Raw genomic sequence first — 23,927 nt, forward strand, 5'->3', positions numbered from 1 at the left:
CTTTTTTTATCATTAGTTTAGCTCAGTGAAAAGAATCCTTTTACCCTTATTTGCAGTATTTGTTATTGCCGCATGTAACCAGAAAACCACTAATACTGAATCTGAAACAGCAGACTCTGCAGGAGTCGCAAAAACAGATTCTACCTGTTGTAGTGCCAAATTACCCAAACGCTTTGGAGTTATACCTGGGGTAGACTCACTGGGTGGAGGCGATAATCAAGCTAAGGCTTCTCATGATGGGATGAAGTTTATTCCCGCCGGGGAATTTATGATGGGAGCTTCCGATAATGAGGGCAGACCTGATGAATATCCTGCTCATGAAGTAGCTGTTAAAGGGTTTTGGATAGATGAAACGGAAGTCACCAATGCACAATTTGCCCGCTTTGTGAAAGCTACTGGTTATGTTACGCTGGCAGAACGTAAGCCGGATTGGGAAGAATTGAAGAAGCAGTTGCCACCAGGGACACCAAAACCTGCTGACGAATTGTTGCAACCAGCCTCATTGACCTTTAAAAAGCCAACTAAACAGGTAAATCTAAATGATGTTTCACAGTGGTGGTCCTGGACTGAGGGTGCAAGCTGGAAACATCCGCAAGGACCTAAAAGTAATATTATTGGGAAAGACAATTATCCTGTTACCCAGGTTTCCTGGGAAGATGCTGCCGCTTATGCAAAATGGGCTGGCAAACGCTTACCTACAGAAGCGGAATGGGAATATGCGGCCAGGGGAGGACTTAAGAATAAGAAATATCCATGGGGTGATGAAGACCTTACTAAAGGCAAGATCAAAGCAAATACCTGGCAGGGAGAGTTCCCTTATAACGATTTAAAAACAGATGGCTTTTCAAGTGTAGCTCCTGTAAAATCATTTGCCGCAAATGGCTATGGCTTGTATGATATGTCTGGAAATGTCTGGGAATGGACTGCAGATTGGTATACTTCAGACTATTATAAAACACTTAAAGGCAAGCAAGATAACCCTAAAGGACCGGCAACAAGTTATGATCCAGAAGAACCTACAGTTCCTAAAAAGGTAATCAGAGGTGGTTCTTTTATGTGCCATTCCTCTTATTGCAAGGGGTATAGAGTAAGTTCTAAGATGAAATCTTCTATTGATACGGGGCTAGAGAATACAGGGTTTAGGTGTGTTGCTGATTAACGTAACATAATATAGGTAATTTCTTTTATCTGGTTTTACCGGGTAACCTGTGCTGTTCTCATATATTTTGAAAATCTGAGTGGAAAGAAGCGTTTAAACAAAACACCTTTCACCTCTTTTTTACCAATATATATTTCTTCTTTGTTTTGTTTGATGGCGGCCAGAATTTGCTGTGCGCAGTCTTCAGGCAATACGCCATTGTTCTGCCCCTCGTCCATTGTGCCTTGAGGTGTCCCATTTGCTGTTAAAGCATTTAAAGATACATTCGTTTTAATAAAGCCAGGACATACGATGGTGATTTGGATATTTTTGTCAAACACTTCAGAACGTAGAGAATCGAAATAGCCATGCAAAGCATGCTTTGAAGCAGCATATGCAGAACGGAATTTTGTTCCGAATTTGCCTGTTAGGCTACTGATGCAGACAATTTTGCCACCGCCATGATTGATCATGTTTGGTAACACTGCCTTACTTAGTACTACTGTTCCCCAGAAGTTTACATTCATCAAGCGCTGCTCGGTCTGTAAAGTAGCATCTAAAGCCAATGCTCTTTGACTAATCCCTCCTGAATTAATCAGAATATCAACATGCCCATAAATGCGAATTGCATCTTCAGCTTTTCCGGTCAATGTATCTGTTTGCTCCAGATCTAAAGGGAGTACATGGATATTTACCGGGCTTTTACAAGCACTTTTAACTCTGTATAACTCATCTCTGTTACGTGATGAAATAATGAGCTTAGCTCCCGCATTGCTGCAGGCGTAAACCAAGGCTTCGCCAATGCCAGAAGAAGCTCCTGTAATCCAAACAACTTTATTATTCATGTTTACCGTGTTGATGTTTTAAAGATGGTCATCCTGAATCAAAAATAACTCAGATGCGATGTAATCTGCAAATAATTTACCTTCCTGTGTCAGAACAAGGTGATTGTCCAGATTGTTTAACCACTTTTTCTCTATAAATGGCTGTATCGATTTTAAAGTGTCGTTCAAAAATAGTTTGCCAAAATCTACAGTTATTTTATTCAAATCTGTTCCCCACATGGTACGTAGTGAAGTCATGATATATTCATTAAACCGATCATATTCAGTCAACTCTTCAATCGTTTCAGCAAGTTCTTCATTTAGGAGGTGTTTTAAATAATGAGCGTTATTTGGGATGTTAAGATAGCGGGTCAGTCCATCAAAACCATGCGCAGAAGGACCAATGCCTAAATAGGGTACACCTCGCCAGTAATTGGTATTATGAACAGCATATTTTCCAGGCTTACTGAAATTGGATATTTCGTATTGCTCATATCCACCAGTCTTTAATTTTTCTATCAATGTTATAAATTGCGATGCACTTTGCTCATCATTTACAGGTGGCTGCAATCCTTTTTTGATAGATTTAGCAAGAACAGTTTTAGGCTCTACAGTTAATGAATAAGCTGACACATGCGGTGTTTGTAATTCTATAGCTTTATTGATATTACTTAACCACTTCATATCAGTTAATAATGGGTAACCGTAAATCAGGTCAATGCTCAGGTCTTCAAATCCGGCATCCTGACTGCGTTTTACACAGTCTTCAGCTTCTCTGGCATTATGGGCACGGTTCATCCAGATCAGATCTTCTTCAAAAAAGGATTGGATACCTATGCTGAATCTGTTCACAGGAAGCATTCTTAGATCTGCTATTTTCTTAGCATCCAGGTCATCGGGATTGGCCTCAATAGTAATCTCGGCTCCTGAATTAACTGAGAAGTTTTTAATAATGATATCAAATATTTTTTCGAAGTTTTTATATGGAAGTACAGAAGGAGTACCGCCACCAAAATAGATGCTACCTACCTGATCGGGTATCCTGTCTTTTTTAAGTATGATTTCCTTACATATCGCATCTGTCATTTCATCTACATATTTTAATGAGGTGCTGAAATGAAAATCGCAATAAGTGCAGGCTTTTTTGCAAAATGGGATGTGGATATAAATTCCGGACATTCGGTAAAAGTAAGGTATAAAAATAAATATATGATATTGTTCTTCGGTTATCATTCGTACTTTTAGTCAAAAAACAAGATATTAAATGACAGAATGCAACTTTAGCAACTTAGTTTATCAAATACATCAAAATAGAAAATTGGGAATACAAACAGAAGTCCCCGCAGATTTTGATGATCATGAAAATGTATGGTTAAGTTTTTATGGGCTTGGAAAATTTGAATTCTATTCTTTTTTGTATGCAGAATGTCGTGATTTTGACCATTTTAAAGATTGGGTGATCGGGCTAAAAGGCCAGGATTTTGTAAAAGCGGCAGATCTGCAATTTAAAAAATGGCAAATCACCCAGGGCTCCATAAGTAAAATTGACAAGGTATCTCTAAAAGTTCTAAGTCCCGATCAAATCAAATTCTGGGAAGAGAATGGTTACTTAAGAATCCCCGACGTTATTGATGAAGCAAGATGTGACCTGGTCACAGAGAAAATTTGTCGTTACCTGAATATACATCTGGATTTCCCGGAAACCTGGTATATGCCTCATCCAGATTGGCAGGGAATTATGCTACAGGTATACCAGGATAAAAATATGGACGCCATCCGGCAAGATGCTACGATACGAGATATATTTACAGATCTTTATCAGACAGATCAAATCATTGCAAATACCGAGAAATTGGGCTATAATCCTCCGGAAACAAGAGAATGGATATTTGGACAAGGCCAGTTACATTGGGATCTGGACTGGGACGCACCTGTTAAATTCGATGTACAGGCACTTGTTTACCTGAATGATGTTCCGGTTGAAAGAGGCCCGCTACAAGTTATCCCCGGGTTCAACAACAAATATGAAGATTGGAAAAAAGATTTCTCTTCATTAGAACGGGCACATACTTATATACGTATTACCGAAACACCAGTGCCGGTACCCGGTGAGAAAGGCGACCTGATTATCTGGCGAAATACCATTCCTCACGCCGCAGGAAAAAATCAATCAACGCTACCCCGTTTTGTGCAATACATCAGTTTCACGAAGATTTAGTGACTAAGCGGTGGCAGTGAGCAATTGAAATACTTCATGTTTTTGACCTAAAGAAGCATATTCGTTCATTCCCGAAATACTATATGTATGCGTAAGGCTCGTCATGATATTGAATTGATTAAACTCATAATTCAATTCCCCAACGGTTTTACCTTTTGAGCCTGCATGGCTGATCATTACATTATATTGTCTGGCATTCTTTAATGAAAAAGCATTCTTTGCAACTTTATCTTGCTCTCCTCCGATGATTAAATCAACATACTCTGAAGATTCTGCTAATTTCTTGTCGTTGTAAATTTTTAAATTATGGCTAAACTGCGTCAGACAAACCACCAGGTCACATTTTAAATCCTTTTTCAATTTCTTCGCAGTTTCATTTACCGCCAGAAATGGTTCTTTTACCTGCAAACCAGGTATAGAACTACAATTGCCAACCCCGGTAACTCCAATTTTAATTTTTCCGATATTAAACACGGCGTAAGGTTTTATAAATGAGGATATTATCGTATTGCTAAATTCGTAATTGCAATTAACAAGCTGAAAATCAACAAAAGGTAAAATTTCAGCAAGCTGCTCCAGCCCTATACTGAGTTCATTTTTACCAACTGTGGTTGCCAGATAGCCCATTTTGTTCATCTGTCTTATAATTTCAAGGTGATTTTTCACATCACTTCCTGCATTCAAAAAATTTCCGGAATCTACCTTCAATGCATTTTTATTACGTCTAAGAAAAACCTGATCTATCTTCCTCAACCCCCCGAATGGCCCGGCTGTCGGGGCGATTTGCCCAGATAAACCTGAAGTATGTAAAATTGAAAATGTACTGCCAGAACTCAGTTCTACATTTTTACTTAATGCATTAACTGCTTTCAATGAACTCCCAAGCAGCATAGTACCTGTAAGAATAGAAGATTTTTTTAGAAAAGACCGGCGTTTTGATACCATGGGTTGATTGTTTATAAAGCAAAAATTATAAAAAAATCTCAAAAACGGAATAAAAAATATTTTATTGTACAAAATTTTATTTTTTTTCTCTAAGTTTATATCCGAATTGCATCCTTATCGTTTTAATTAATGAAAGTTCTCATTTTTACGAACAGTTCACTGTTTGTTAAAATAGTTTTAGGCTTGACCAAACATGTGCAGCTGGCAGGAATAATTATTCCTGATGGGGTGAATCATGACCTGTTGCATACGATTGAATATGCGGCTGACCAACAAATCCCCTTGTTAAAAGTGAGTCCTGCAGATCTGCAAGAAAATACTGGGGTGGCGTCGTGGATTGCTGCTACCGGCTGTAGCAGCGCAATGGTCTTGACTTTCCCTTTTAAAATTCCTGCTCATATACTGAATATCCCGGAAAAAGGAATATTTAATGTACACTATAGTAAACTCCCTTCCTACAAAGGTGCTGACCCCTTATTTTGGCAGTTGAAAAACGGAGAAAAGGAGGTTGCCTTGACGGTACACAGGATGACGGAGAAATTTGATGATGGCCCTATTATTTTTAGCAGGGAACTGGCAGTGTTACCGGGTGAAAATTATGGTTTGGTAAAAACCAGATTAACAATGTTATTACAGCATAACCTCGAAAATATATTTCAAGATATTTCTTCAGGTAAATATATCGATGCCAATCCTTTGCTTAAAATTAGCTATTACAAGCGTCCGCAAGCTGATGAGCTTATCATCAACTGGGAAAAGCAATCGGCCGAAGAGATTGAAAACCTGGTAAACGCCGCCAATCCCATGTACAATGGTGCGACGACCTCTTTAAATGGATTGCTGATACGGGTTCTGGAAGTCTCTGGAGTAGATGGGGCTTTTGAATCTGGGACGATAATGCCTGGTACAATTTTTCATATAGATCCCCATCATGGGCCAATGGTACTTACTGCCGATAAACAATTGATACTGCTCAATGTGATAGAAACGGAGAACGGGATTTTCAGTGGAAAAAAATTCTGCGCAATGGGACTGAAACAGGGGGATATATTTTTGAATTTAAATTAAGAAATCATAAAACAAATAAAAAATAAAGATTATGGAAGGAACTATAGGAGAAATCAGACTATTTGCAGGGAACTTTGCCCCGAGAACATGGGCTTTTTGTGATGGGAGTCTAATAGCTATTCAGTCAAATACGGCACTTTTTTCAATATTGGGAACCACCTATGGGGGGAATGGGCAAAGTACTTTTGGATTACCAGACCTTCGTGGAAGAGTAGCCGTAGGAACAGGACAAGGACCTGGCTTATCAATAATAGACTTGGGGGAAGTAGCGGGCAGTGAAAACATGACGCTTACGCAAAATCAGATGCCTATACATACACACAGCTTAAAAGCAAGCAATGCCGTGGCAACTAGTGCGACTCCGGTAGCTGGAAGTGTGTTGGCAATGGCACAGGATATCAATACCGATCCGGTAAAGATTTATTCTTCGGCCACACCAAATGTAGATTTAGGATTAGTAAATACATCCGTGCAGTCCGCAGGAGGAAGCCAACCCTTTTCTATCAGGAACCCTTTCCTGGGAATGAATTACATAATCTGTTTATATGGCATTTTCCCATCCAGGAATTAATTAATACAGATCGTATGCGCAACCCAACCCTACTTTGCGTGCATAAACTATAAACACATAAATGCTCTAATCTTAGATATTGCTATGAGAAATTTTACTAAACTAGTCTTGCTTTGCTGTTTACTCCTATATGGATTTAAGAGCAATGCGCAGGTTGCAGCAGGAGATATTGCCATAATCGGTTTTAATGGGGTCAACAACCCGGCAGAACTGGCTATAGTTACTCTTGCAGCAATCCCATCAGGACAAACCATTTATATTACTGACAGAGGCTGGAAGGCTGAAGATGGCTTTTATACAAGTAATACTGCTTCTGAAGGGTTAATAACATGGACTATTGGAACAACAATTCCTGCTGGGACTGTATTTAAAGCTTCTATTACGGCCCATTTAACAACTCCAACTGTTGTTGGCTTAGAAACGTATGGTACAACTGTCGTAACAGGCTGGTCAAGTTTAGTAACTGCTTCGGGAGGTGATAACTGGTTTATTTATACTGGGTCAACAGAAAGTCCGTCATTTGTTTATGGATTTGCCAATTGGTCTACTGATACTCCAGGTGGTGGTACCGGCGGTACCCCATGGCAAACTTCTGGTGTAGTTAGCGCTACTACTTCGTACCTGCCTCCATCTTTACAAGGAAATTTTTCTCCAGCATTTACAGGAACAGCACTTCATGGCGATTATATTATCTACACTGGGGATATTTCAGGTGCTAAAAATGAGATATTAACAGCTTTGGCTGGAACAGCTAATTGGACTCGGAGTGAAACTACGGCGGCAGTGTTAACCCCTGGTGGAGCAGGTTTTCCTGGCAATCAACCTATTTTTAAACTTCCTCCTTCTATTACAAGTGTAACTTCTTCTTCTGCAGATGGACCTTACAAGGCAGGGGCTACTATAGAAATACAAATTGTTTTTTCTTCAAATGTAAATGTCAATGGAGGTGCACCTGCATTAACCTTAAACAGCGGCGGATTGGCAACTTATGCTTCTGGCAGTGGCACAAATACACTTAGATTTTCTTATACTATAGCTCCGGGTCAAAATAGTGTTGATCTGGATTATGCTGGTATAAGTTCTTTGTCCTTAAATGGAGGGTCCATCCGGGATGCAGATGGAAACAATGCAACACTCACTTTATATTTACCTGGCGCCGCCGGATCGTTAGGGGCTAATAAAGCAATTGTCATCGACACTCAGGCCCCGTCAGCACCATCGACACCAGTATTGGCTGTCGGAAGTGACAGCGGTACTTCTTCTACCGATAAAATAACCAACATAACTACACCTGTAATTACCGGAACGGCAGAATCAGGTTCTACAGTAACATTGTACGATTCCGATGGAACAACTGTACTTGGTTCGGGAGTCGCTAGTGGTGGAAATTGGTCGATCACAACAACAACCTTGTCCCAGGGAAGTCATACTCTTACTGCAAAAGCTAAAGATGTGGCTGGAAATACAGGTGTTGCCTCAGCAGAACTATCAATCACGATTGATACGACTTCACCAACATTAGCCATTACTAGTAATGTGTCGAGTTTAAAATCCGGGGAAACATCAACCATTAGTTTTACATTTAGCGAAGATCCGGGATCAACATTTACGTGGAACGGATCAACTGGAGATGTGGTGATTACAGGTGGAACTTTAGGTGCGATTTCAGGTTCAGGTTTAGTACGGACAGCAACCTTTACACCCACAGCGAACATCAATGTTGGAACCGCGAGTATTACTGTAGCCGCAGGTTCGTATACAGACATAGCAGGGAACAATGGAGGAGCAGGTAATACACCTTCTTTAACTTTTGATACCCAAGCCCCCTCAGCACCATCTACTCCGGTATTGGCTGCAGGAAGTGATAGCGGTATTTCTAATACTGATAAAATAACTAATGTAACAACACCTGTTATTACAGGAACAGCTGAAGCAGATGCTACTGTTACTTTGTATGATACGGATGGCATAACTATACTTGGTACAGCTGTTGCTACGAATGGAAATTGGTCAATCACCAGTTCAACTTTATCTTCTGGAAGTCATACTCTTACCGCCAAAGCGAGAGATTTGGCTGGAAATACAGGTGTTGCCTCAACAGGACTGTCTGTTACAATTGATACAACTTCACCAACATTAGCCATTACCAGTAATGTGTCTACTTTAAAATCCGGACAAACTGCAACCATTAGTTTTACCTTTAGCGAAGATCCCGGATCTACATTTACATGGGACGGTTCAAGCGGAGATGTTGTTGTTAGCGGAGGCACTTTAGGTGCGATTTCGGGTTCAGGTTTAGTAGGAACAGCAACCTTTACACCCACAGCGAACATCAATGTTGGAACCGCGAGTATTACTGTAGCGGCAGGTTCGTATACAGACATAGCAGGGAACAATGGAGGAGCAGGTAATACACCTTCTTTAACTTTTGATACACAAGCACCGGCAGCACCATCTACGCCAGTACTGGCTGCGGCGAGCGACAGCGGAACATCATCTTCCGATAATATAACTAATGTAACTACGCCTGTAATAAAAGGGACAGCTGAAACAGGAGCCACTGTTACTTTGTATGATACGGATGGTACAACTGTACTCGGTACAGCTGTTGCTGCGAGTGGAAATTGGTCAATCACGAGCACAACTTTATCTTCTGGAAGTCACACTCTTACCGCCAAGGCGAGAGATATTGCTGGAAATATAGGTGTTGCCTCAGCAGGACTATCTATCACAATTGATACGACTTCACCAACTTTAACCATTACCAGTAATGTGTCTACCTTAAAGTCCGGAGAAACAGCAACTATTACATTTACCTTCAGTGAGAATCCCGAAACAACATTTGTTTGGGACGGTTCAAGTGGCGACGTAGTTGTTAGTGGAGGAACTTTAGGTGCGATTTCAGGTTCTGGTTTATTAAGAACAGCAATATTCACACCATCAGAGAACATCAATGCTGGAACCGCGAGCATTACTGTAGCGGCAGGTTTGTATACTGATGTGGCAGGTAATAATGGAGGAGCAGGTACTTCACCATCCTTAACTTATGACACTCAGGCTGCAACTTTAACTGCGGTAAATATTGTTTCAGATAACGCCGTAGTTACACTTGCCAAAGTTGGTAATACGGCTAAACTAACTTTTACTTCGAGCGAAACGCTGCAAACACCTGTAATAACCATTGCAGGACATGTTATTACTCCTACAGCTGTGGGTAATAATTGGACAGCAAACTATACTTTTGTCGCTGCTGATCCCGAAGGGATTGTGAGTTATAGTATTAGTTATAATGATCTGGCAGGCAATGCGGGTATTCCGGTTTCAACTGGTACAGGTACAGTAACCTTTGACAGAACTGCTCCGGCAATCCCTACTGGTTTAGCTGCAACATCCGGTGATGAAAAGATAATATTAAACTGGACTGCCAATACAGAACCCGATCTGGCTAAATACCGTGTTTTATATGGAACAACTACTAATCCTACAACATCATTGCCTGATATTCCTGCTGGAACAACAACCTATACACATACAGGATTAACTAACGGTACAACTTATTATTATCGTATTCTGGCCATTGATAAAGCAGATAATATTGGCTCAATGAGTACGCCAAATGTTACAGCAGTGCCAAAGGCGAATCAGACTATTACCTTTAATACCATTACAGCTAAAACCTATGGAGGTTCATCTTTCCCGTTGGGTAATGCCAGTTCATCTGCTGGATTAACTGTAGTTTACACAGCTACAGATCCTTCAATCGTTAGCATTGCAGGAAATACAGCTACTATTTTGAAAGCTGGAAGTACGGTAATTACAGCAACTCAGCCAGGAAATGGGAGCTTTAATGCTGCTGTACCTGTTCTTCAGACGTTATTGGTAAATCAGAAATCTCTGACTATAACTAATGATAATCGCGATAAGATATATGGTGATTTACTGATTGAGGCTGATTTTACCGGTACTATTGACGGTGTTGTGAGCGGAGACAATATTACGGTTACCAGAAGTAGTACAGGAGCAGCTGTTACTGCAACAACAGCCACCACTTATCCGATCCTAGCAACCCCGGTTGATCCAAATGGTAAATTAGGCAATTATACCGTAACCAATACACCTGGTGCATTAACGGTTAAGCAAAAACCATTGAGTATTACTGCTATTTCAAAAACTAAAACTTATGGTGACGTGCTTAGTTTTACAGGAGCAGAATTCACACAAAATGGTTTGATTAACGGAAATACGATTACTTCAGTAACTTTAAACAGCATAGGTGCATTAGCAACAGCAGCGGTTTCGGGTTCTCCTTACTCAATTGTACCATCTAATGCTGTGGGAGTCGGACTGGGCAATTATGAGATTACTTATAACAATAACATACTGACCGTAAATAAAAAGACACTAACAATTACTGCTGAAGACAAAGAAAAGTTTGCAGGCACTGCAAACCCTCCACTTACAGTAAAATACAGTGCTTTTGCAAACGGTGAAACAAATGCAGTTTTTACAACTCAGCCTTCTATAACTACCACTGCAATTACAAGTAGTCCGATTGGAGACTATCCAATCAATGTAAGTGGAGCGGTAGCAGCCAATTATACCTTTATCTATGATCCTGGTAATCTGAAAATAAAACCAGGTGCACCAACAAGTATTACTTTAACTGGTGTAACACTTTACGAGAACAGCAATGTAGGTACTAATGCAGGTACATTAAGCAGTACTTCTGATGATCCAAGTGCAACTTTTACTTTTACATTGGTTAGTGGAGCCGGAGATACAGATAATAGCTTATTTGCCATTGCAGGGAATAAGATCAATACGGCATCGGTTCTTGACTTTGAAAACAAATCAACTTATAGTGTACGTGTAAGAAGCACTACTCAATATGGTCTGACTTTGGATAAAACTTTGAATATTACTTTAAGTGATGTCAACGAAATTCCAACCCTTGCTTCAATTAGTAATCAAACCATTTGTTTTACTACGGCTGGACAAACTGTTGCTTTAAGTGGTATTACAGCAGGACCTGATGCCGGGCAAACTACTACTTTATCGGTAAGTAGTAATAATGCGGCATTATTTGAAAGCTTAAATGTTATCGGTACAGGTAATACTGGAACGCTTAACTATAGCATTAAAGGTGGTGCTATAGCAGGAACAGCGACCGTAACGGTAACAGTGAAAGACAATGGAGGAACTGCTAACGGCGGAGTTGATACTTATAGCAGAACTTTTGTAATTACAGTAAATGCTTTACCTGTTGTTTCAATCAATAGTAATAAAGGTATGCAAATTAGTAAAGGGGAGTATGTATTATTAAGTGCTACGGGAGGGACTAGTTATGTCTGGGCAACTCATAATAGTATCATTGGAGGACTAAACTCAGCAACGATTGAAGTCAGACCACGTGAAACCACTACCTATACCGTAACGGCTACTAATGCGAGTGGATGTTCGGAGACCCAAACTTTTACATTGACTGTATTAGAAGATTACGAGAAAGTGAAAGCAACTAATATTCTTTCGCCAAACAATGATGGTTACAATGATAAGTGGAAGATTGACAACATTGATTTTTATCCGAACAATGAGGTGAAGATTTTTGATAAAGCCGGACGTCTGATATACAGTAAAAAAGGTTACGATAACAGTTGGGATGGAACATTTAATGGTACAGCTCTGGCTGAAGGGACTTATTATTATATCATTGATTTTGGTACCAATAGAAGAGCGTTCAGGGGCTTCATCACTATAGTAAGAAACGATTAAGGAATTATCTGAAATATGAAAATCATATCTAAAACAGTACTACTTATGTTTGTAACGGCCATAAGTAGTACAGCATTAAAAGCACAGTTAAACCCATTATCAGCGCAATATTTTACCAATCAATATCTGATCAATCCCGCACTGGCAGGTGCCGGACAGGGCTTAAAATTGAATGGAGCTTATCGTAAATTGTGGAGTAATGTAGAGGGATCGCCACTAACTCAAAGTCTTACTGCCGATTATGGCTTTAATAAATTAGGTCTCGGCTTGACTGTAAACAATGAAAGCGAAGGCTTGCAAAGACAAACCAGAGTAGTAGGTAGTTATGCTTATCATTTGAAGTTAAGCGAAGATAATCATCAGTTGCACTTTGGAGTGTCACTAGGGTTCTTAAGTCAGCGCCTGGAAAATCAAGATGCTTATGGCGATCCAAATGATCCATTAGTTGGGCAGTATAATGATCGTAGAACGTACCTGGATGGAGATTTCGGGATTGCCTATACTTCAGATAAATTAAATGTTCAGGCGGCAATTCCCAATTTGAAAAGCGTATTAAAAAAAGACGTTATCAAATTGGCTGACGTAGCAACTTTTTATTCAGCTGTGAGTTATAAAATAGGTATCAGTGAAGGGCCGGAAGGGATGGAGGTAGAACCTAAAGTTGCTTATCGTGGTGTAAAGGGATTTGATAATATCTGGGATGCCGGTGCGCAATTAAGTATAGCTAATAAACAGGTGTTTTTGCTGGGGATGTATCACAGCACAAAAAGTACAACTTTTGGATTAGGAATGGATTATAAGAAAAGATATTTGATAAGTGGGACATACACGACTCAAACATCTGCCTTAAGCTCTTATACCAATGGAAGTTTTGAATTGAACCTTCGGGTAAATTTAAATAAGTAATGTGTGACTGATCATAAGGAACTGAAATTAATCCTATCTTTTCTGAAAGAAATAGGGATTGCAGTTATTGAAAGAGAGCTTTCTGAATCAACATTTTTGCCTGGCTTAAGCCTTGGTCCTAATTGCATTTATGTCGATTATTCCAGATTACTCTATCCCGGTGATCTTTTACACGAAGCGGGGCATCTTGCTGTGACTACATCAGAACAACGTAACCAGATAGGTACAACAGCAGCGGATGCTAACTGGCCTACTGATGGTGAAGAGATTGGAGCTATATTATGGTCTTATGCTGCTCTGAAGCATATAGGTATTCCTGCGCAGATTGTTTTTCATGAAAATGGCTACAAGAATGATTCGCAGTGGCTGATTGATAATTTTAGTAATGGAATTTATATTGGTCTGCCATTTTTAGAATGGATAGGAATTGCGCTGGGAAAAGAAAGGGCTGAAAAGGAAGGTAAATCAGAATTTCCCTTGGTTTTAAAATGGATTAGAGATTAAAACTCTACAAAAAATGCCCGAAAAACTAAAACACAACGAGCTAATCAAGCAATTAAAACTCCCTTTTGAGTTTAATGTTTCTTTACTGCAAGCAGACGTTCAACGTATTCAAGATAACATTTGGGTCGCTCATTACAATAAGAAAGACTATGATGGATCATGGACTAGCCTTGCTTTATATTCAAAAGATGGGATGTCCTCTACAATTTATGCCTCAATGGATAGTAGCTCTACTTTAAAAGCTACTGAAATTATGGGTTTATGTACATATATTCATGAAATTCTTGAAATTTTTGAATTTGAAAAGGTGGCAGTTAGATTGATGCGATTGAATGCCGGGGCGGTGATCAAACCACATAGAGATAATGCTTTGGGCTATGAGGATGGGGATTTTCGTTTACATATTCCAATTGTAACAAACCCAGAGGTCAATTTTATGCTAGGCGGAGAACGGGTTATTATGAATGAGGGAACATGCTGGTATATCAATGCGAATGAAGAACACCATGTGAGTAATAATGGCCTGACAGATAGGATTCATCTGGTTATCGATGGGAAAAGAAATGAATGGACTGATAATATATTCTTTGCTCTTGCACCAGAATCTTCTTTTCAGAAAGCTGAACGAAAAATGACCTTAAAGGAGCAGGAACTAATGATTGAAGAATTGAAACGTATGAATACCCCTGCTGCAAATGCCATTATAGCACAATATCAAAACTCACGAAATAATGAATAGTAATATTCAGTTTTGCTGATTATCAGAATTTGTTAAAATAAATGATCCCTTTATGAAGCTTAATCATGGCTTCTTAAAGGGATCATTTATTTTATTTGAAACTTCTACTACTTTATATCTCTAAATGCTAAACCATAGCATCCATATATTTTAGTTCCAGTCGTTATAAAATCAACTCTTCTAAGGTCATATACACTGGCAGTAGTCTTGTTAACATTTGTTGATGTCCAGAATACAGTATAAATGCTTTCATTTATAGCTGTGCCGTTAAACCTGGTTACTGCCTGATCAAATAAGGTCTTATTTTGATTTCTCGTGATATGAAATATTTCATAGTCAGTAACTGCACCTAAATACCAATCGTCAAAGCCGCCATCAACTACACGTATCGGCCAGCGGGCAATATAATTTGCACTTGTCCCATTACCACCTAAAGCCTTGATTATTTCTTTAGTATTGGTTGCCCCGTCTGAAGTACTATTTGCAGTTGTCACATCGATGTTTCCATTCGGGAACCAGGGAACTTTTGGGCCAATCTGTAAATGAAGTATCTTTCCAGTGATTTTGTAATTATTTATACCAGCTAAAGGTTGTGTTTCATTGATTTTTACCAGGATACCCCCTTGCCAAAAGGAAAGTACTTTTGGTGCAGCAATAGAGAGGTTCTGATCTCCTATTGTTAGGGAAGTACCGGGCGCAAAGTAATAATCAAAATTTCCTGAAGTAGTAGTAAATGCAATCTTTCTAAGTTCCGGGAAACCATCAGGCAGCATCAAGCGAAATGTTTCATTTGCCTTAATAGCGGTAACATCTTTTATATTTTTTGAAGCAAGGCTTTCTGAAAAGGTAAACGTTGCGCCGGTAATATCTACACCATTGACCTTATTAGTTAAAGTTACACTGGCATAATTAACCAGGCCTACCTCACATTCCACAGGAACTTTGCGAATTAATCTATTTCCGTATTTATTCTTTGCTATAATTTCCAGTACGCCTTTTTCTTCAAAATCAGCTTCCATCCCGGTAGGTGATGTAACCTTTATTACACCACTTTTTCCATCTGCTGAAAACTCATAAGAAGCACTCCATTCTTTCGGGGTTTTAAATTCAAAAGATTCTATTCCTGATTGCTGAAAGTCAAGTGGTATTGCAAATCCAGATGCAATTTTTAAAATTCCTGTAGATGGTAAGGATAATAAAAAGGTAAAAGGTCTAAGCCTTGGCAATACATACTGTCTGGATGGTTCTTCATTAGTTGATATGGTAACATTGCTGTCCAGATCAAAAGTTACATTACTAAATAAGGCTTTTACACCTATTGCTCTAAAGTCTTTTCCTTCAGGATCATATAAAGCTTGAGACTGACCATCAACATTTATTACCCATGCACCTTTTTCATTAATGTCAAATTGAGGAGTAATTCCATCCTTTTGTATTTCATAATTAGATCTGCTCGCATCTTTTAACAGTACTGTTGCAGATGTACCTGTCCCATTTATTCTTGTCCAGAAATATTTATCGTCAATCTTATGAGCCCCAATAAGAGGTGCCGGATAATTAGCATTATCCAGTGAAAATGAAATGCTGGGCGTATTCGCAAACTCAAAAATGTAATTGTTACTATCTATTTTAATGGTAGTAACAGCATCATTATTCATTATGGCGTTTACAATGTTCTTTAAAGAAACAACTTCATTATTCATTCTCTTTAACCAGTTTTCCTTATCCTGAGCACTGGGTGGTTGATAAGTGGGGCTAGTGTCAGAAAGATCCTTTTTGCATTGAGATAATGTAAGTATCATTAATATGGCAAAAAAGCACCGTTGTAGTACTATTGTTTTCATAATTCAAAGTTTAGCATTAAGGAGTTTAAATGACATTTCAATACAACGAGATATTTGAGCTGTCATTTAAACCCACCAATTAATTAAAAAATACAGTTCGTTTTTTATTTAAAACTTATTTGTTGGTTAGTACATTCACCAGGTTAGGATATCTTATTGCTCTGTTTTCATCGACAATACTGTAGCCTGCGCCTTTGTAATCAAATGAAGTATAGGGAACCTTATTTTCATTCAATATCTGCACAACATCTCTATACCAATTAGTTCTGCTAGGTTCCGGAGCAGTATTTAATGTGCCGAACTCTCCCACAAAAACCGGAACATTTAGTCTTTTTGCTGTATTAATCCCCTTAATTAAACCTTCAGCTAGTACGCTTTTATCATAAAACCGTTTCCCGGTAGATTGCCAGGCAACAGGTAGTGCAGATATCCACTCATTGGGGACTAATTGTCCGGGGTATTGGATTGGAATGTCTTGTCTACCACCAGTTGTTGATTGCATTCCGTAAGCAGTAAATAAAAATGGTCCATAGTAATGGTATGTAAGCAATATCTGATGCGTTGACGGAAGTTTCAATTCATCATATTTTACAGCATTATTAGAGGTAACAACGCCAACTACAATGGTTCTATTTGCTTCTTTTGCACGGATCGCATTTATAGCCTGAGCCAGAACTCTATTCCAGTTCTCCGGATTTTTTGAAACAGGTTCATTAAGTAATTCATAGGCAACTAATGAATTTGGATATTTCGATAATTCATCAGATAGGTCCTCCCATAATTTAATAAACTTAGCCGGTTCATTTGGATCAGTAAATAATGTGTTTTCTTCTAGTGTGAATCTATGATTTCTGGTGATATGCATATCAACTAAAACCCTCATATTATATTTACTGCTCCAGGCAATTGCATCATGTAATAAATCAAAACCATATGGCCTGATTTTCGTTCCATATTGATCCCATAGTTGGATTTCATCCAGGCATAAACGGATATGATCAAACCCAAGTTCAGAAAGTAGTTTTACATCTGTCTCATTAAAAAATGTAACCCGTTTTGTACCATCATATTTTGGTGTAGATAGCCAGGAAGCAATATTAACACCTCTATGAATTTCAAACTTGTTAATCTTAGAAATATCATCAATAACATACTTTTGAATGGTTCCATCCTGAGCTGTAACTGTATATTCTACAGCATTATTAAAGTTCTGAGGTATGGATGGATCTGGAGATATTGTGGCTCCTCCTGAAATCCTGATCTCAGGAATTTGATTAGACAGATCTTTTCCCTGCCTTTGTATTCCAACTATTTTTAGAGATGGAACTATTGTTCCAAAAACAGAGGCAGCCGGCAATGAGAATTGTGTGATCTCTGCACTGTTGCTTTTTTTTACCTCTGCGGTTATAACAACATCTTCATTTGTTCCATCCGCATTTATTATTTTAATAGTAAATGGTTTTTTAAAATCTATAACATCTGGAATAGTTGTTAATACTTTAACGTCTTCATGAAACTCTATGTTCAGTTTTACTTTTGATACATTAATTTGAGTTTCACTGTTTTCCGGGAAATAATAAGGGAAATTTATATTAATGCTATTGCCATATGGTTTTGCTTGATTAGGTACAAACTCTTTTGTGCCACCCTCTAGTGTCGCAGAGATTGATTTTACAGGGGCAACTTTATGAAAGTAGTTGGTAATCTTAGGATCATCTTTACAACCGAATAGAATTGCAAAGACCAAAAGAAAAGTTGATTGTATCATTATGTATTTTCTCCGTGTGCTCATGGTATAATTTCTCCTGTTATAATATGTTTATCAATAGTTCCGTCAGAGTTTATAACCTCGATGACATTCTCTCTGGTCAAATCCATTACGGTAAGCTTCGGCCTGATAGATGTGTTGACAGGTAACGTAGCGGTTATCCTCATGTTTGTTATATCTATAGGTTTATTGGAACCTGATGGATAGTATTTAGGAAACTGTATTTTTATAGTATTACCAAATGGAGGTGATTGTTTCGGTGTAAATTGTTCTGTCGATATTGTTTCATTTGCAAATTGAGCAGCAATACCTGTTAACCCATAGGTGGGCGCAGAAATATTCTCTACTGGCTTTTCGCAAGAAAGCAGTAGAAAAAATAGACTTATAAAAAGGAGATTAAATATTTTCATATGCTTTACCATAAACTTATTTGACTGATTGCAGGGTTATTTGATATTTCATTAGTCGGGATAGGGAAGTTGTAGAACCTTTCCGGGAATTTTCGGTCTTCCTTATCCACATCAACATATTCATAAGCATAATCGGAACCTTGTTGTGTTATTTTTAAACCATGAAATCTGACGTTGTTCAACTCTACATGGGCAGACCTCCACCTTCTTAAATCCCAATAATGAAATCCTTCAAATGCCAGTTCTACCTTTCTTTCATGTTTTATAGCATCCATTAATTCCGTTCCACTTTTATCAGTATAAGGCAGGTTAACCCGATCCCTTATTTTTCGGATTGCACCATTTGCTTCTGTATCATAGGAACCTAACATAGCACAAGCCTCAGCAAGATTCAGGTATACTTCAGCAAGTCTTATTTCAACCCAGGGTTGGTCACTATAAGTAGTAGAAATATCGGCAATACTTTCATTTAGATATTTTCTTAAGTAATATCCTGTGGTGGTTTTTCCATACGTAAGCGCTTGAGCCCCATACTCAATGTAGCTATCTTTACCTCCAACATAAGATTCTATTTTACGTCCTTTCCAATTTGCACCGTTATACAATATAGAGGCGTGGAATCTGGGTTCAAGAAGTGCAAAAGGCGGGGTTTCTGTTGTCTTGCCATGCCATGCGGACCAATCTACTTTGCCTCCGGTCGCAAGTTCATATTCTTCAACCATTTCTTGCGTAGGGCATGCTTTGCCACCATTGTTTGCCCAATCACCTGCCGGAGCAAAATCTCTGTCAAAGGAATGATATGGAGAAGGTAACTGATATCTGAATTCTAAAATTGATTCTCTATTGCCATTAAAATAAGATTTGAATGCATCCTTATAGGAAGGGTTTATATCATAGATTAAGCCTCCATTGGATTGCAAGCTGATCAGTGATAAAGCAGCTTCACGTGCTTTGTTCCATCGCTTTGCAACTAACATTGCTCTTGATTTCATTGCATAGGCAGCACCTTTTGTAATGCGACCATTACCAGGGGCAGGCCACACTGCAGGTAACTTGTCTATGGCAAAGTTTAAATCTTCTTCAACGAAATTCCAGCATTGCTCTTCTGAACTTAAGGGTTTATTGTTTGATTGAGGTAAATCATCATAAATGATTACTCTATTCGTTCTAATCAAAAGCTGATAGTATAAAAATGCTCTGATAAATCTGATTTGTCCTTCATATCGGTCTTTTACTTCTGAAGAGTAAGAAGCATACTTTTTTAGATTAGAAAGGAATTCGTTTACTCTTCTGATTCTATTGTAAGAGGTGGCCCATATAACAAGTCCCTGAGTCTGGTCGGCAGTTACACTAAACGGATTAAATACAATTCTGTTGGCGTTACCGACCCCGGCAGAATAAGATCCGTATTTAAGCATCCCTGTCATACCTTCTGTTAATAATCCATCAGAAAATTGTGATGTTCCGAAGTTGCCATAAGAAGATAAGTAAGGGTAAAATGAATTTAAGTACAGATCAGTTGAAGCTTCTTTCTCCCAAAAGAGTTTATCACTAAGTCGATCTGTTGGATCGGGATCCATGAAATCTTTGCATGAGCTAAACAATGTGCAAGCCATTACAAATGCGATGATATAAATATTTTTTTGCATGGTTTCTTTAAATTTAGAATTTAACATCTAAGCCAAATAAGTAGGTTCTCTGTTGCGGATAGAATCCATTAGAAACATCCGGAGCTTCCGGATCCATGTAAGGGAACTCAGTCCAGGTATGTAGATTACCTCCCGAAGCACTCAGCCTTAAAGATTTTACGCCTAGGTTTTTGACTATCTTCTTAGGCAAGGTATATCCTAATTGTACGGTTTTAAGTCTTAAATAATCACCGTTAACTATCCAGAGTGTTGATGCCCACTTGTTATTCTGAACTTTAATGTCTGATAATCTTGGGTATTTAGCATTTCTATTATCAGGAGTCCATGAGTTTTCTACTAGATATTTTGGCGAATTTCCCAGTTGAAAAAAGGGACTCGTAAATTCGGTATTGTCATAACCGATATCTGGGTAAGAACCACTCAGCGCATATTCTGCCATCGCAGCTCCTTGAAACATTAAAGAAAAATCAAAACCTTTGTAATCAGCAGATAAAGTAAGTGATGACATTAGTTGTGGTACACTGCTATCCGCAATCCACATTCTATCATCCTGATAAGTAAGTTTCCCATCACCATTTACATCAAGATATTTTATATCACCAGCTTTTTGATCACCAAAAATACTAGGCCAGTTTCGTGCTTCTTCATCTGTTTGAAAAAGACCTAATGCAACCAGTCCATGTTTCTGATCTAATTTGCGACCATTTCTTTTTAAGTGATCCTGAATATTTGGACTATCTCTAACACTCAGATATCGGTTTTCATACCAACTTACATTGAATTTTGCACGATAATTAAATTCATTGATTGAATTGCTATGTGTTAAGGCTAGCTCAAATCCTCTGTTGTCTGTCTTCCCTGTATTAATTACAGACGGAAAATACCCACCTACGGAAGGAGGAAAAGTACCACCTTGTGATTCCAGAATATCATCAGTTACTTTATAAAATACATCAAACTCTACACCCAACAAATTACGCCATAAGCTTGATTCAAATCCTGCATTATAAATAGTAACTGTTTCCCATGACAAATTAGGATTGCTGATAGCGTTGGTGATATATGCATTTTGAGGGCCACTACCAATAACAACACTTGCATCAGCTGCTGCGGGTGCCATAGTACTCAGAAACGTATAGGCATTAACTCCTGTATCATTCCCTAACCGGCCAACTGATGCTCTGAATTTCAGATTGTCTACGAATGAAACCTTATCCTTAAAGAATGATTCTTCTGAGAGCCTCCATCCTAAAGAGACCGCAGGGAATAAGGTCCATCTTTTTTCCCGTATAAACTTATAAGAGGCATCATAACGTCCTGAAACCTCCAGTAAGTATTTGTCATCATATGCATAATTAAATCTACTTACAAAACCTGCATTCGGAACTATATTACTACCTCCTGAAAATGAACCGGCTGCGGGAGAAATTTCAGATGCAAAGCTTAACTCAGGTAGTTCTAAAAAATCCAATCCTTGTGCCGAAATGGAGAATTGATTGGAGAGGGTTCTGAATTGTTCATATAATAGCAAGCCTGCAAATGAATGCTTCCCAAATGTGTTGGAATAGTTAATACTACCTTGAATTGTAGACATATTGCGTCTTGAAGTATTTTCAGCCAATTTTGCCAGACTTCCTATGGAAGAGTCAACAATGTCATAACTGATACCTTGCGCTGTTACAGATCCCTGTGCTATTTTAAAAGGGGTTTGAAATGCTTTTGCATAGGTAGTTCTGTAATCATAACTTCCCAGGAGATTTAAAGACAATCCTTTGGTTAGCCAGGGTAAGTTCCAGTTAAGGTTAATATTGCTTTCAAATGATTCCGTATAATTGTTTCTGAAACCAGACTCTTCCAAAGCGGCAATTGGACTAACCAATGGGCCATTTACCCGATTTCCAACAGGGTAGCCATTATACGTTTTTGGTAAATAGGGGTGAGCTCTCATCGCTTGCTGGAATAAGTTATTCCAATCATTTTTTCCGGTACTAAATGTCGGAGCTTCCCGTTTTTCTTTCTTTGCTCCGAGTCCTATAGAGACTTTTAGATCATCCGATATTTTTACATCAACATTGCTTCTTATGTTATATCTGTCAAAGCTAATATTCTTAACATTCCCTTCCTGATTGTAATAACCTCCGAAGAAAAAATACTTAACTCCTTCATTCCCGCCATCAATGGTTATTCCATTGTGAGTGGTTAATCCCTTTTGAAAAAGCTCATCAACCCAATTGGTATTCCCCCATTTTCCCTCCGGATCTCCTTCTAATATTTTACGGATATCACTGTTACTGAATAGAGGATCTTTTCCATTTAACATTCTTGCCTTATTATACCAGTAGGCATATTCCGGACCATTTAAGAACTCAGGGAACATGGTGTTCTGACTCATAGCAACTGAATTCGAAAATCTAATGGATGGTTTTCCGGATTTGCCCTTTTTTGTTGTCACTAAAATAACTCCGGCTGCAGCCTGCAGTCCGTATACTGCTGCAGAAGAAGCATCTTTTAAAATAGTTATGGTCTCAATTTCTTCAGGATCTAACTGCTCAAATGAACGTCTTACTCCATCCACAATAACTACGGGACTGTTTGAAGATGCAAAACTACTCGGCCCCCTGATTGTCATTGATGAAGCATCTCCACCTGGCAAGCCACTAGATTGTCTTGAAACTAAACCCGGTAACTTACCTGTAATCATACCGGTAATATTACCTATTGGGGACTGCATTATTTCGGTTGCACTGATTTGGGAAATTGATCCTGTTACACTCCCTTTTTTCTGTGTACCATACCCTACAACAACAACTTGATTCAAAGCTGTTTCTTCCATTCTCATGGTTGCATTTAAGGTGGTGCCGTTAGCTGTTAATTCTATTGTTTTGTAACCTATGTATGAAAAAACCAGAATGCTATTTTGCCCAGGTGTCTCTATAATATATTTACCATCTTTATCAGTCGTGGTAGTAATATTTGTTCCTTTAATTTTGATGCCTACCCCTATCAGTGGAATGCCTAGGCTATCTGTTACAATGCCGACTATTCTTTTTTGGTTAATGACTTGTTGCGCTAAAGGTAAAATAGTGGTTCTTGGCTTTACAATAATTGTTTTTCCTTTAATCACATATGTGAAAGGTTGATTAACGAAAATCTTCTGTAAAGTTGCTTCTAATGGTAAGTCTTTAACTTTTATTGATAATGGTTTTGCATTCTTCAGATAGGAAGCATCGAAGAAAAAAGCATAACCACTTTGTCGGTTCACTTTATCAAATACTTCTTCCAAAGTCGCTTCTTCTATGTTAAGCGTTATTTTTTGGGCAAAAGTCTTTGCCGTAAGCTGCAGGTTAAATAGAAGCATCATTATAAAACATAACTTCATGGCTAATTTTATATTAGATGGAATAAATGGCCATAATGGAGGCCTTAAACTCAAATTCATTATATTTGTGCTGTTAGGTGATTAAAATATTGAATACTTAGCGGTAGCATTATTTAAAGAATAGCCTGACATAGCCGGTGGTGTTAGTGGCACTCCCGGCTTTTCAATGATGTATTCTTATCAAGATTTCTT

The 23,927-nt window shown here is 38.5% G+C and carries 16 protein-coding genes; 8 read left to right on the plus strand and 8 right to left on the minus strand.

What is annotated here, in order from left to right; all coding sequences use genetic code 11:
• The first annotated feature begins 25 nt into the window (after positions 1-25).
• Positions 26-1,159, plus strand: a complete 1,134-nt coding sequence (locus ABDJ41_RS02190) for a formylglycine-generating enzyme family protein (protein ID WP_349784101.1) — start codon at positions 26-28, stop codon at positions 1,157-1,159.
• 35 nt (positions 1,160-1,194) lie between these two features.
• Here the strand turns inward: ABDJ41_RS02190 and ABDJ41_RS02195 are convergent, their stop codons facing one another.
• Both ABDJ41_RS02195 and hemW read right to left on the minus strand, forming a co-directional pair.
• Entirely contained in the window at positions 1,195-1,983 is a 789-nt protein-coding gene (locus tag ABDJ41_RS02195) for an SDR family oxidoreductase (protein WP_349784102.1), read from the minus strand.
• An 18-nt stretch (positions 1,984-2,001) separates the two neighbouring features.
• Positions 2,002-3,141 (minus strand): radical SAM family heme chaperone HemW, encoded by a 1,140-nt coding sequence (gene hemW / locus ABDJ41_RS02200; RefSeq protein WP_349784103.1) that lies wholly within the window; start codon positions 3,139-3,141, stop codon positions 2,002-2,004.
• A 139-nt stretch (positions 3,142-3,280) separates the two neighbouring features.
• Here hemW and ABDJ41_RS02205 point away from each other — a divergent pair, with 139 nt between their 5' ends.
• Entirely contained in the window at positions 3,281-4,180 is a 900-nt protein-coding gene (locus ABDJ41_RS02205) for a phytanoyl-CoA dioxygenase family protein (protein ID WP_349784104.1), read from the plus strand.
• 3 nt (positions 4,181-4,183) lie between these two features.
• On the opposite strand, the gene ABDJ41_RS02210 is transcribed toward ABDJ41_RS02205, so the two are convergent.
• On the minus strand, positions 4,184-5,125 hold the full coding sequence (locus tag ABDJ41_RS02210; protein WP_349784105.1) for a bifunctional UDP-sugar hydrolase/5'-nucleotidase: 942 nt from the start codon (positions 5,123-5,125) through the stop codon (positions 4,184-4,186).
• A 129-nt stretch (positions 5,126-5,254) separates the two neighbouring features.
• Between ABDJ41_RS02210 and ABDJ41_RS02215 the strand changes: the two genes are divergently transcribed.
• The 6 genes from ABDJ41_RS02215 to ABDJ41_RS02240 all read left to right on the plus strand — a co-directional run bounded on the left by ABDJ41_RS02215 (position 5,255) and on the right by ABDJ41_RS02240 (position 14,685).
• On the plus strand, positions 5,255-6,193 hold the full coding sequence (locus tag ABDJ41_RS02215; RefSeq protein ID WP_349784106.1) for a methionyl-tRNA formyltransferase: 939 nt from the start codon (positions 5,255-5,257) through the stop codon (positions 6,191-6,193).
• A gap of 31 nt (positions 6,194-6,224) precedes the next feature.
• Entirely contained in the window at positions 6,225-6,764 is a 540-nt protein-coding gene (locus ABDJ41_RS02220; RefSeq protein WP_349784107.1) for a phage tail protein, read from the plus strand.
• An 84-nt stretch (positions 6,765-6,848) separates the two neighbouring features.
• Positions 6,849-12,536, plus strand: a complete 5,688-nt coding sequence (locus tag ABDJ41_RS02225) for an Ig-like domain-containing protein (protein ID WP_349784108.1) — start codon at positions 6,849-6,851, stop codon at positions 12,534-12,536.
• A 15-nt stretch (positions 12,537-12,551) separates the two neighbouring features.
• Complete coding sequence (locus ABDJ41_RS02230; RefSeq protein WP_349784109.1) at positions 12,552-13,442, plus strand: PorP/SprF family type IX secretion system membrane protein; 891 nt, start codon at positions 12,552-12,554, stop codon at positions 13,440-13,442.
• A gap of 3 nt (positions 13,443-13,445) precedes the next feature.
• On the plus strand, positions 13,446-13,946 hold the full coding sequence (locus tag ABDJ41_RS02235; RefSeq protein WP_349784110.1) for a hypothetical protein: 501 nt from the start codon (positions 13,446-13,448) through the stop codon (positions 13,944-13,946).
• 13 nt (positions 13,947-13,959) lie between these two features.
• Complete coding sequence (locus ABDJ41_RS02240; protein ID WP_349784111.1) at positions 13,960-14,685, plus strand: aspartyl/asparaginyl beta-hydroxylase domain-containing protein; 726 nt, start codon at positions 13,960-13,962, stop codon at positions 14,683-14,685.
• Positions 14,686-14,792: 107 nt separating this feature from the next.
• Here the strand turns inward: ABDJ41_RS02240 and ABDJ41_RS02245 are convergent, their stop codons facing one another.
• The 5 genes from ABDJ41_RS02245 to ABDJ41_RS02265 all read right to left on the minus strand — a co-directional run bounded on the left by ABDJ41_RS02245 (position 14,793) and on the right by ABDJ41_RS02265 (position 23,795).
• On the minus strand, positions 14,793-16,529 hold the full coding sequence (locus ABDJ41_RS02245) for a PL29 family lyase N-terminal domain-containing protein (protein WP_349784112.1): 1,737 nt from the start codon (positions 16,527-16,529) through the stop codon (positions 14,793-14,795).
• A 115-nt stretch (positions 16,530-16,644) separates the two neighbouring features.
• On the minus strand, positions 16,645-18,297 hold the full coding sequence (locus ABDJ41_RS02250) for a cellulase family glycosylhydrolase (protein WP_349784113.1): 1,653 nt from the start codon (positions 18,295-18,297) through the stop codon (positions 16,645-16,647).
• A gap of 20 nt (positions 18,298-18,317) precedes the next feature.
• On the minus strand, positions 18,318-18,707 hold the full coding sequence (locus ABDJ41_RS02255; protein WP_349784114.1) for a DUF5018 domain-containing protein: 390 nt from the start codon (positions 18,705-18,707) through the stop codon (positions 18,318-18,320).
• A gap of 5 nt (positions 18,708-18,712) precedes the next feature.
• Complete coding sequence (locus ABDJ41_RS02260) at positions 18,713-20,356, minus strand: RagB/SusD family nutrient uptake outer membrane protein (RefSeq protein WP_349784115.1); 1,644 nt, start codon at positions 20,354-20,356, stop codon at positions 18,713-18,715.
• Positions 20,357-20,369: 13 nt separating this feature from the next.
• Entirely contained in the window at positions 20,370-23,795 is a 3,426-nt protein-coding gene (locus tag ABDJ41_RS02265) for a TonB-dependent receptor (RefSeq protein WP_349784116.1), read from the minus strand.
• Positions 23,796-23,927 lie beyond the last annotated feature (132 nt).

It is taken from the genome of Pedobacter sp. ASV1-7 (assembly GCF_040203335.1).
In the GTDB taxonomy this organism is placed as follows: domain Bacteria; phylum Bacteroidota; class Bacteroidia; order Sphingobacteriales; family Sphingobacteriaceae; genus Pedobacter.

Bases quoted from the DNA above. Each gene is read 5' to 3' on its own strand.
- ABDJ41_RS02195 (WP_349784102.1), bottom strand. From the start codon at position 1,983: ATGAATAATAAAGTTGTTTGGATTACAGGAGCTTCTTCTGGCATTGGC.
- hemW (WP_349784103.1), bottom strand. From the start codon at position 3,141: ATGTCCGGAATTTATATCCACATCCCATTTTGCAAAAAAGCCTGCACT.
- ABDJ41_RS02210 (WP_349784105.1), bottom strand. From the start codon at position 5,125: ATGGTATCAAAACGCCGGTCTTTTCTAAAAAAATCTTCTATTCTTACA.
- ABDJ41_RS02215 (WP_349784106.1), top strand. From the start codon at position 5,255: ATGAAAGTTCTCATTTTTACGAACAGTTCACTGTTTGTTAAAATAGTT.
- ABDJ41_RS02220 (WP_349784107.1), top strand. From the start codon at position 6,225: ATGGAAGGAACTATAGGAGAAATCAGACTATTTGCAGGGAACTTTGCC.
- ABDJ41_RS02225 (WP_349784108.1), top strand. From the start codon at position 6,849: ATGAGAAATTTTACTAAACTAGTCTTGCTTTGCTGTTTACTCCTATAT.
- ABDJ41_RS02230 (WP_349784109.1), top strand. From the start codon at position 12,552: ATGAAAATCATATCTAAAACAGTACTACTTATGTTTGTAACGGCCATA.
- ABDJ41_RS02240 (WP_349784111.1), top strand. From the start codon at position 13,960: ATGCCCGAAAAACTAAAACACAACGAGCTAATCAAGCAATTAAAACTC.
- ABDJ41_RS02245 (WP_349784112.1), bottom strand. From the start codon at position 16,529: ATGAAAACAATAGTACTACAACGGTGCTTTTTTGCCATATTAATGATA.
- ABDJ41_RS02250 (WP_349784113.1), bottom strand. From the start codon at position 18,297: ATGATACAATCAACTTTTCTTTTGGTCTTTGCAATTCTATTCGGTTGT.
- ABDJ41_RS02255 (WP_349784114.1), bottom strand. From the start codon at position 18,707: ATGAAAATATTTAATCTCCTTTTTATAAGTCTATTTTTTCTACTGCTT.
- ABDJ41_RS02260 (WP_349784115.1), bottom strand. From the start codon at position 20,356: ATGCAAAAAAATATTTATATCATCGCATTTGTAATGGCTTGCACATTG.
- ABDJ41_RS02265 (WP_349784116.1), bottom strand. From the start codon at position 23,795: ATGAATTTGAGTTTAAGGCCTCCATTATGGCCATTTATTCCATCTAAT.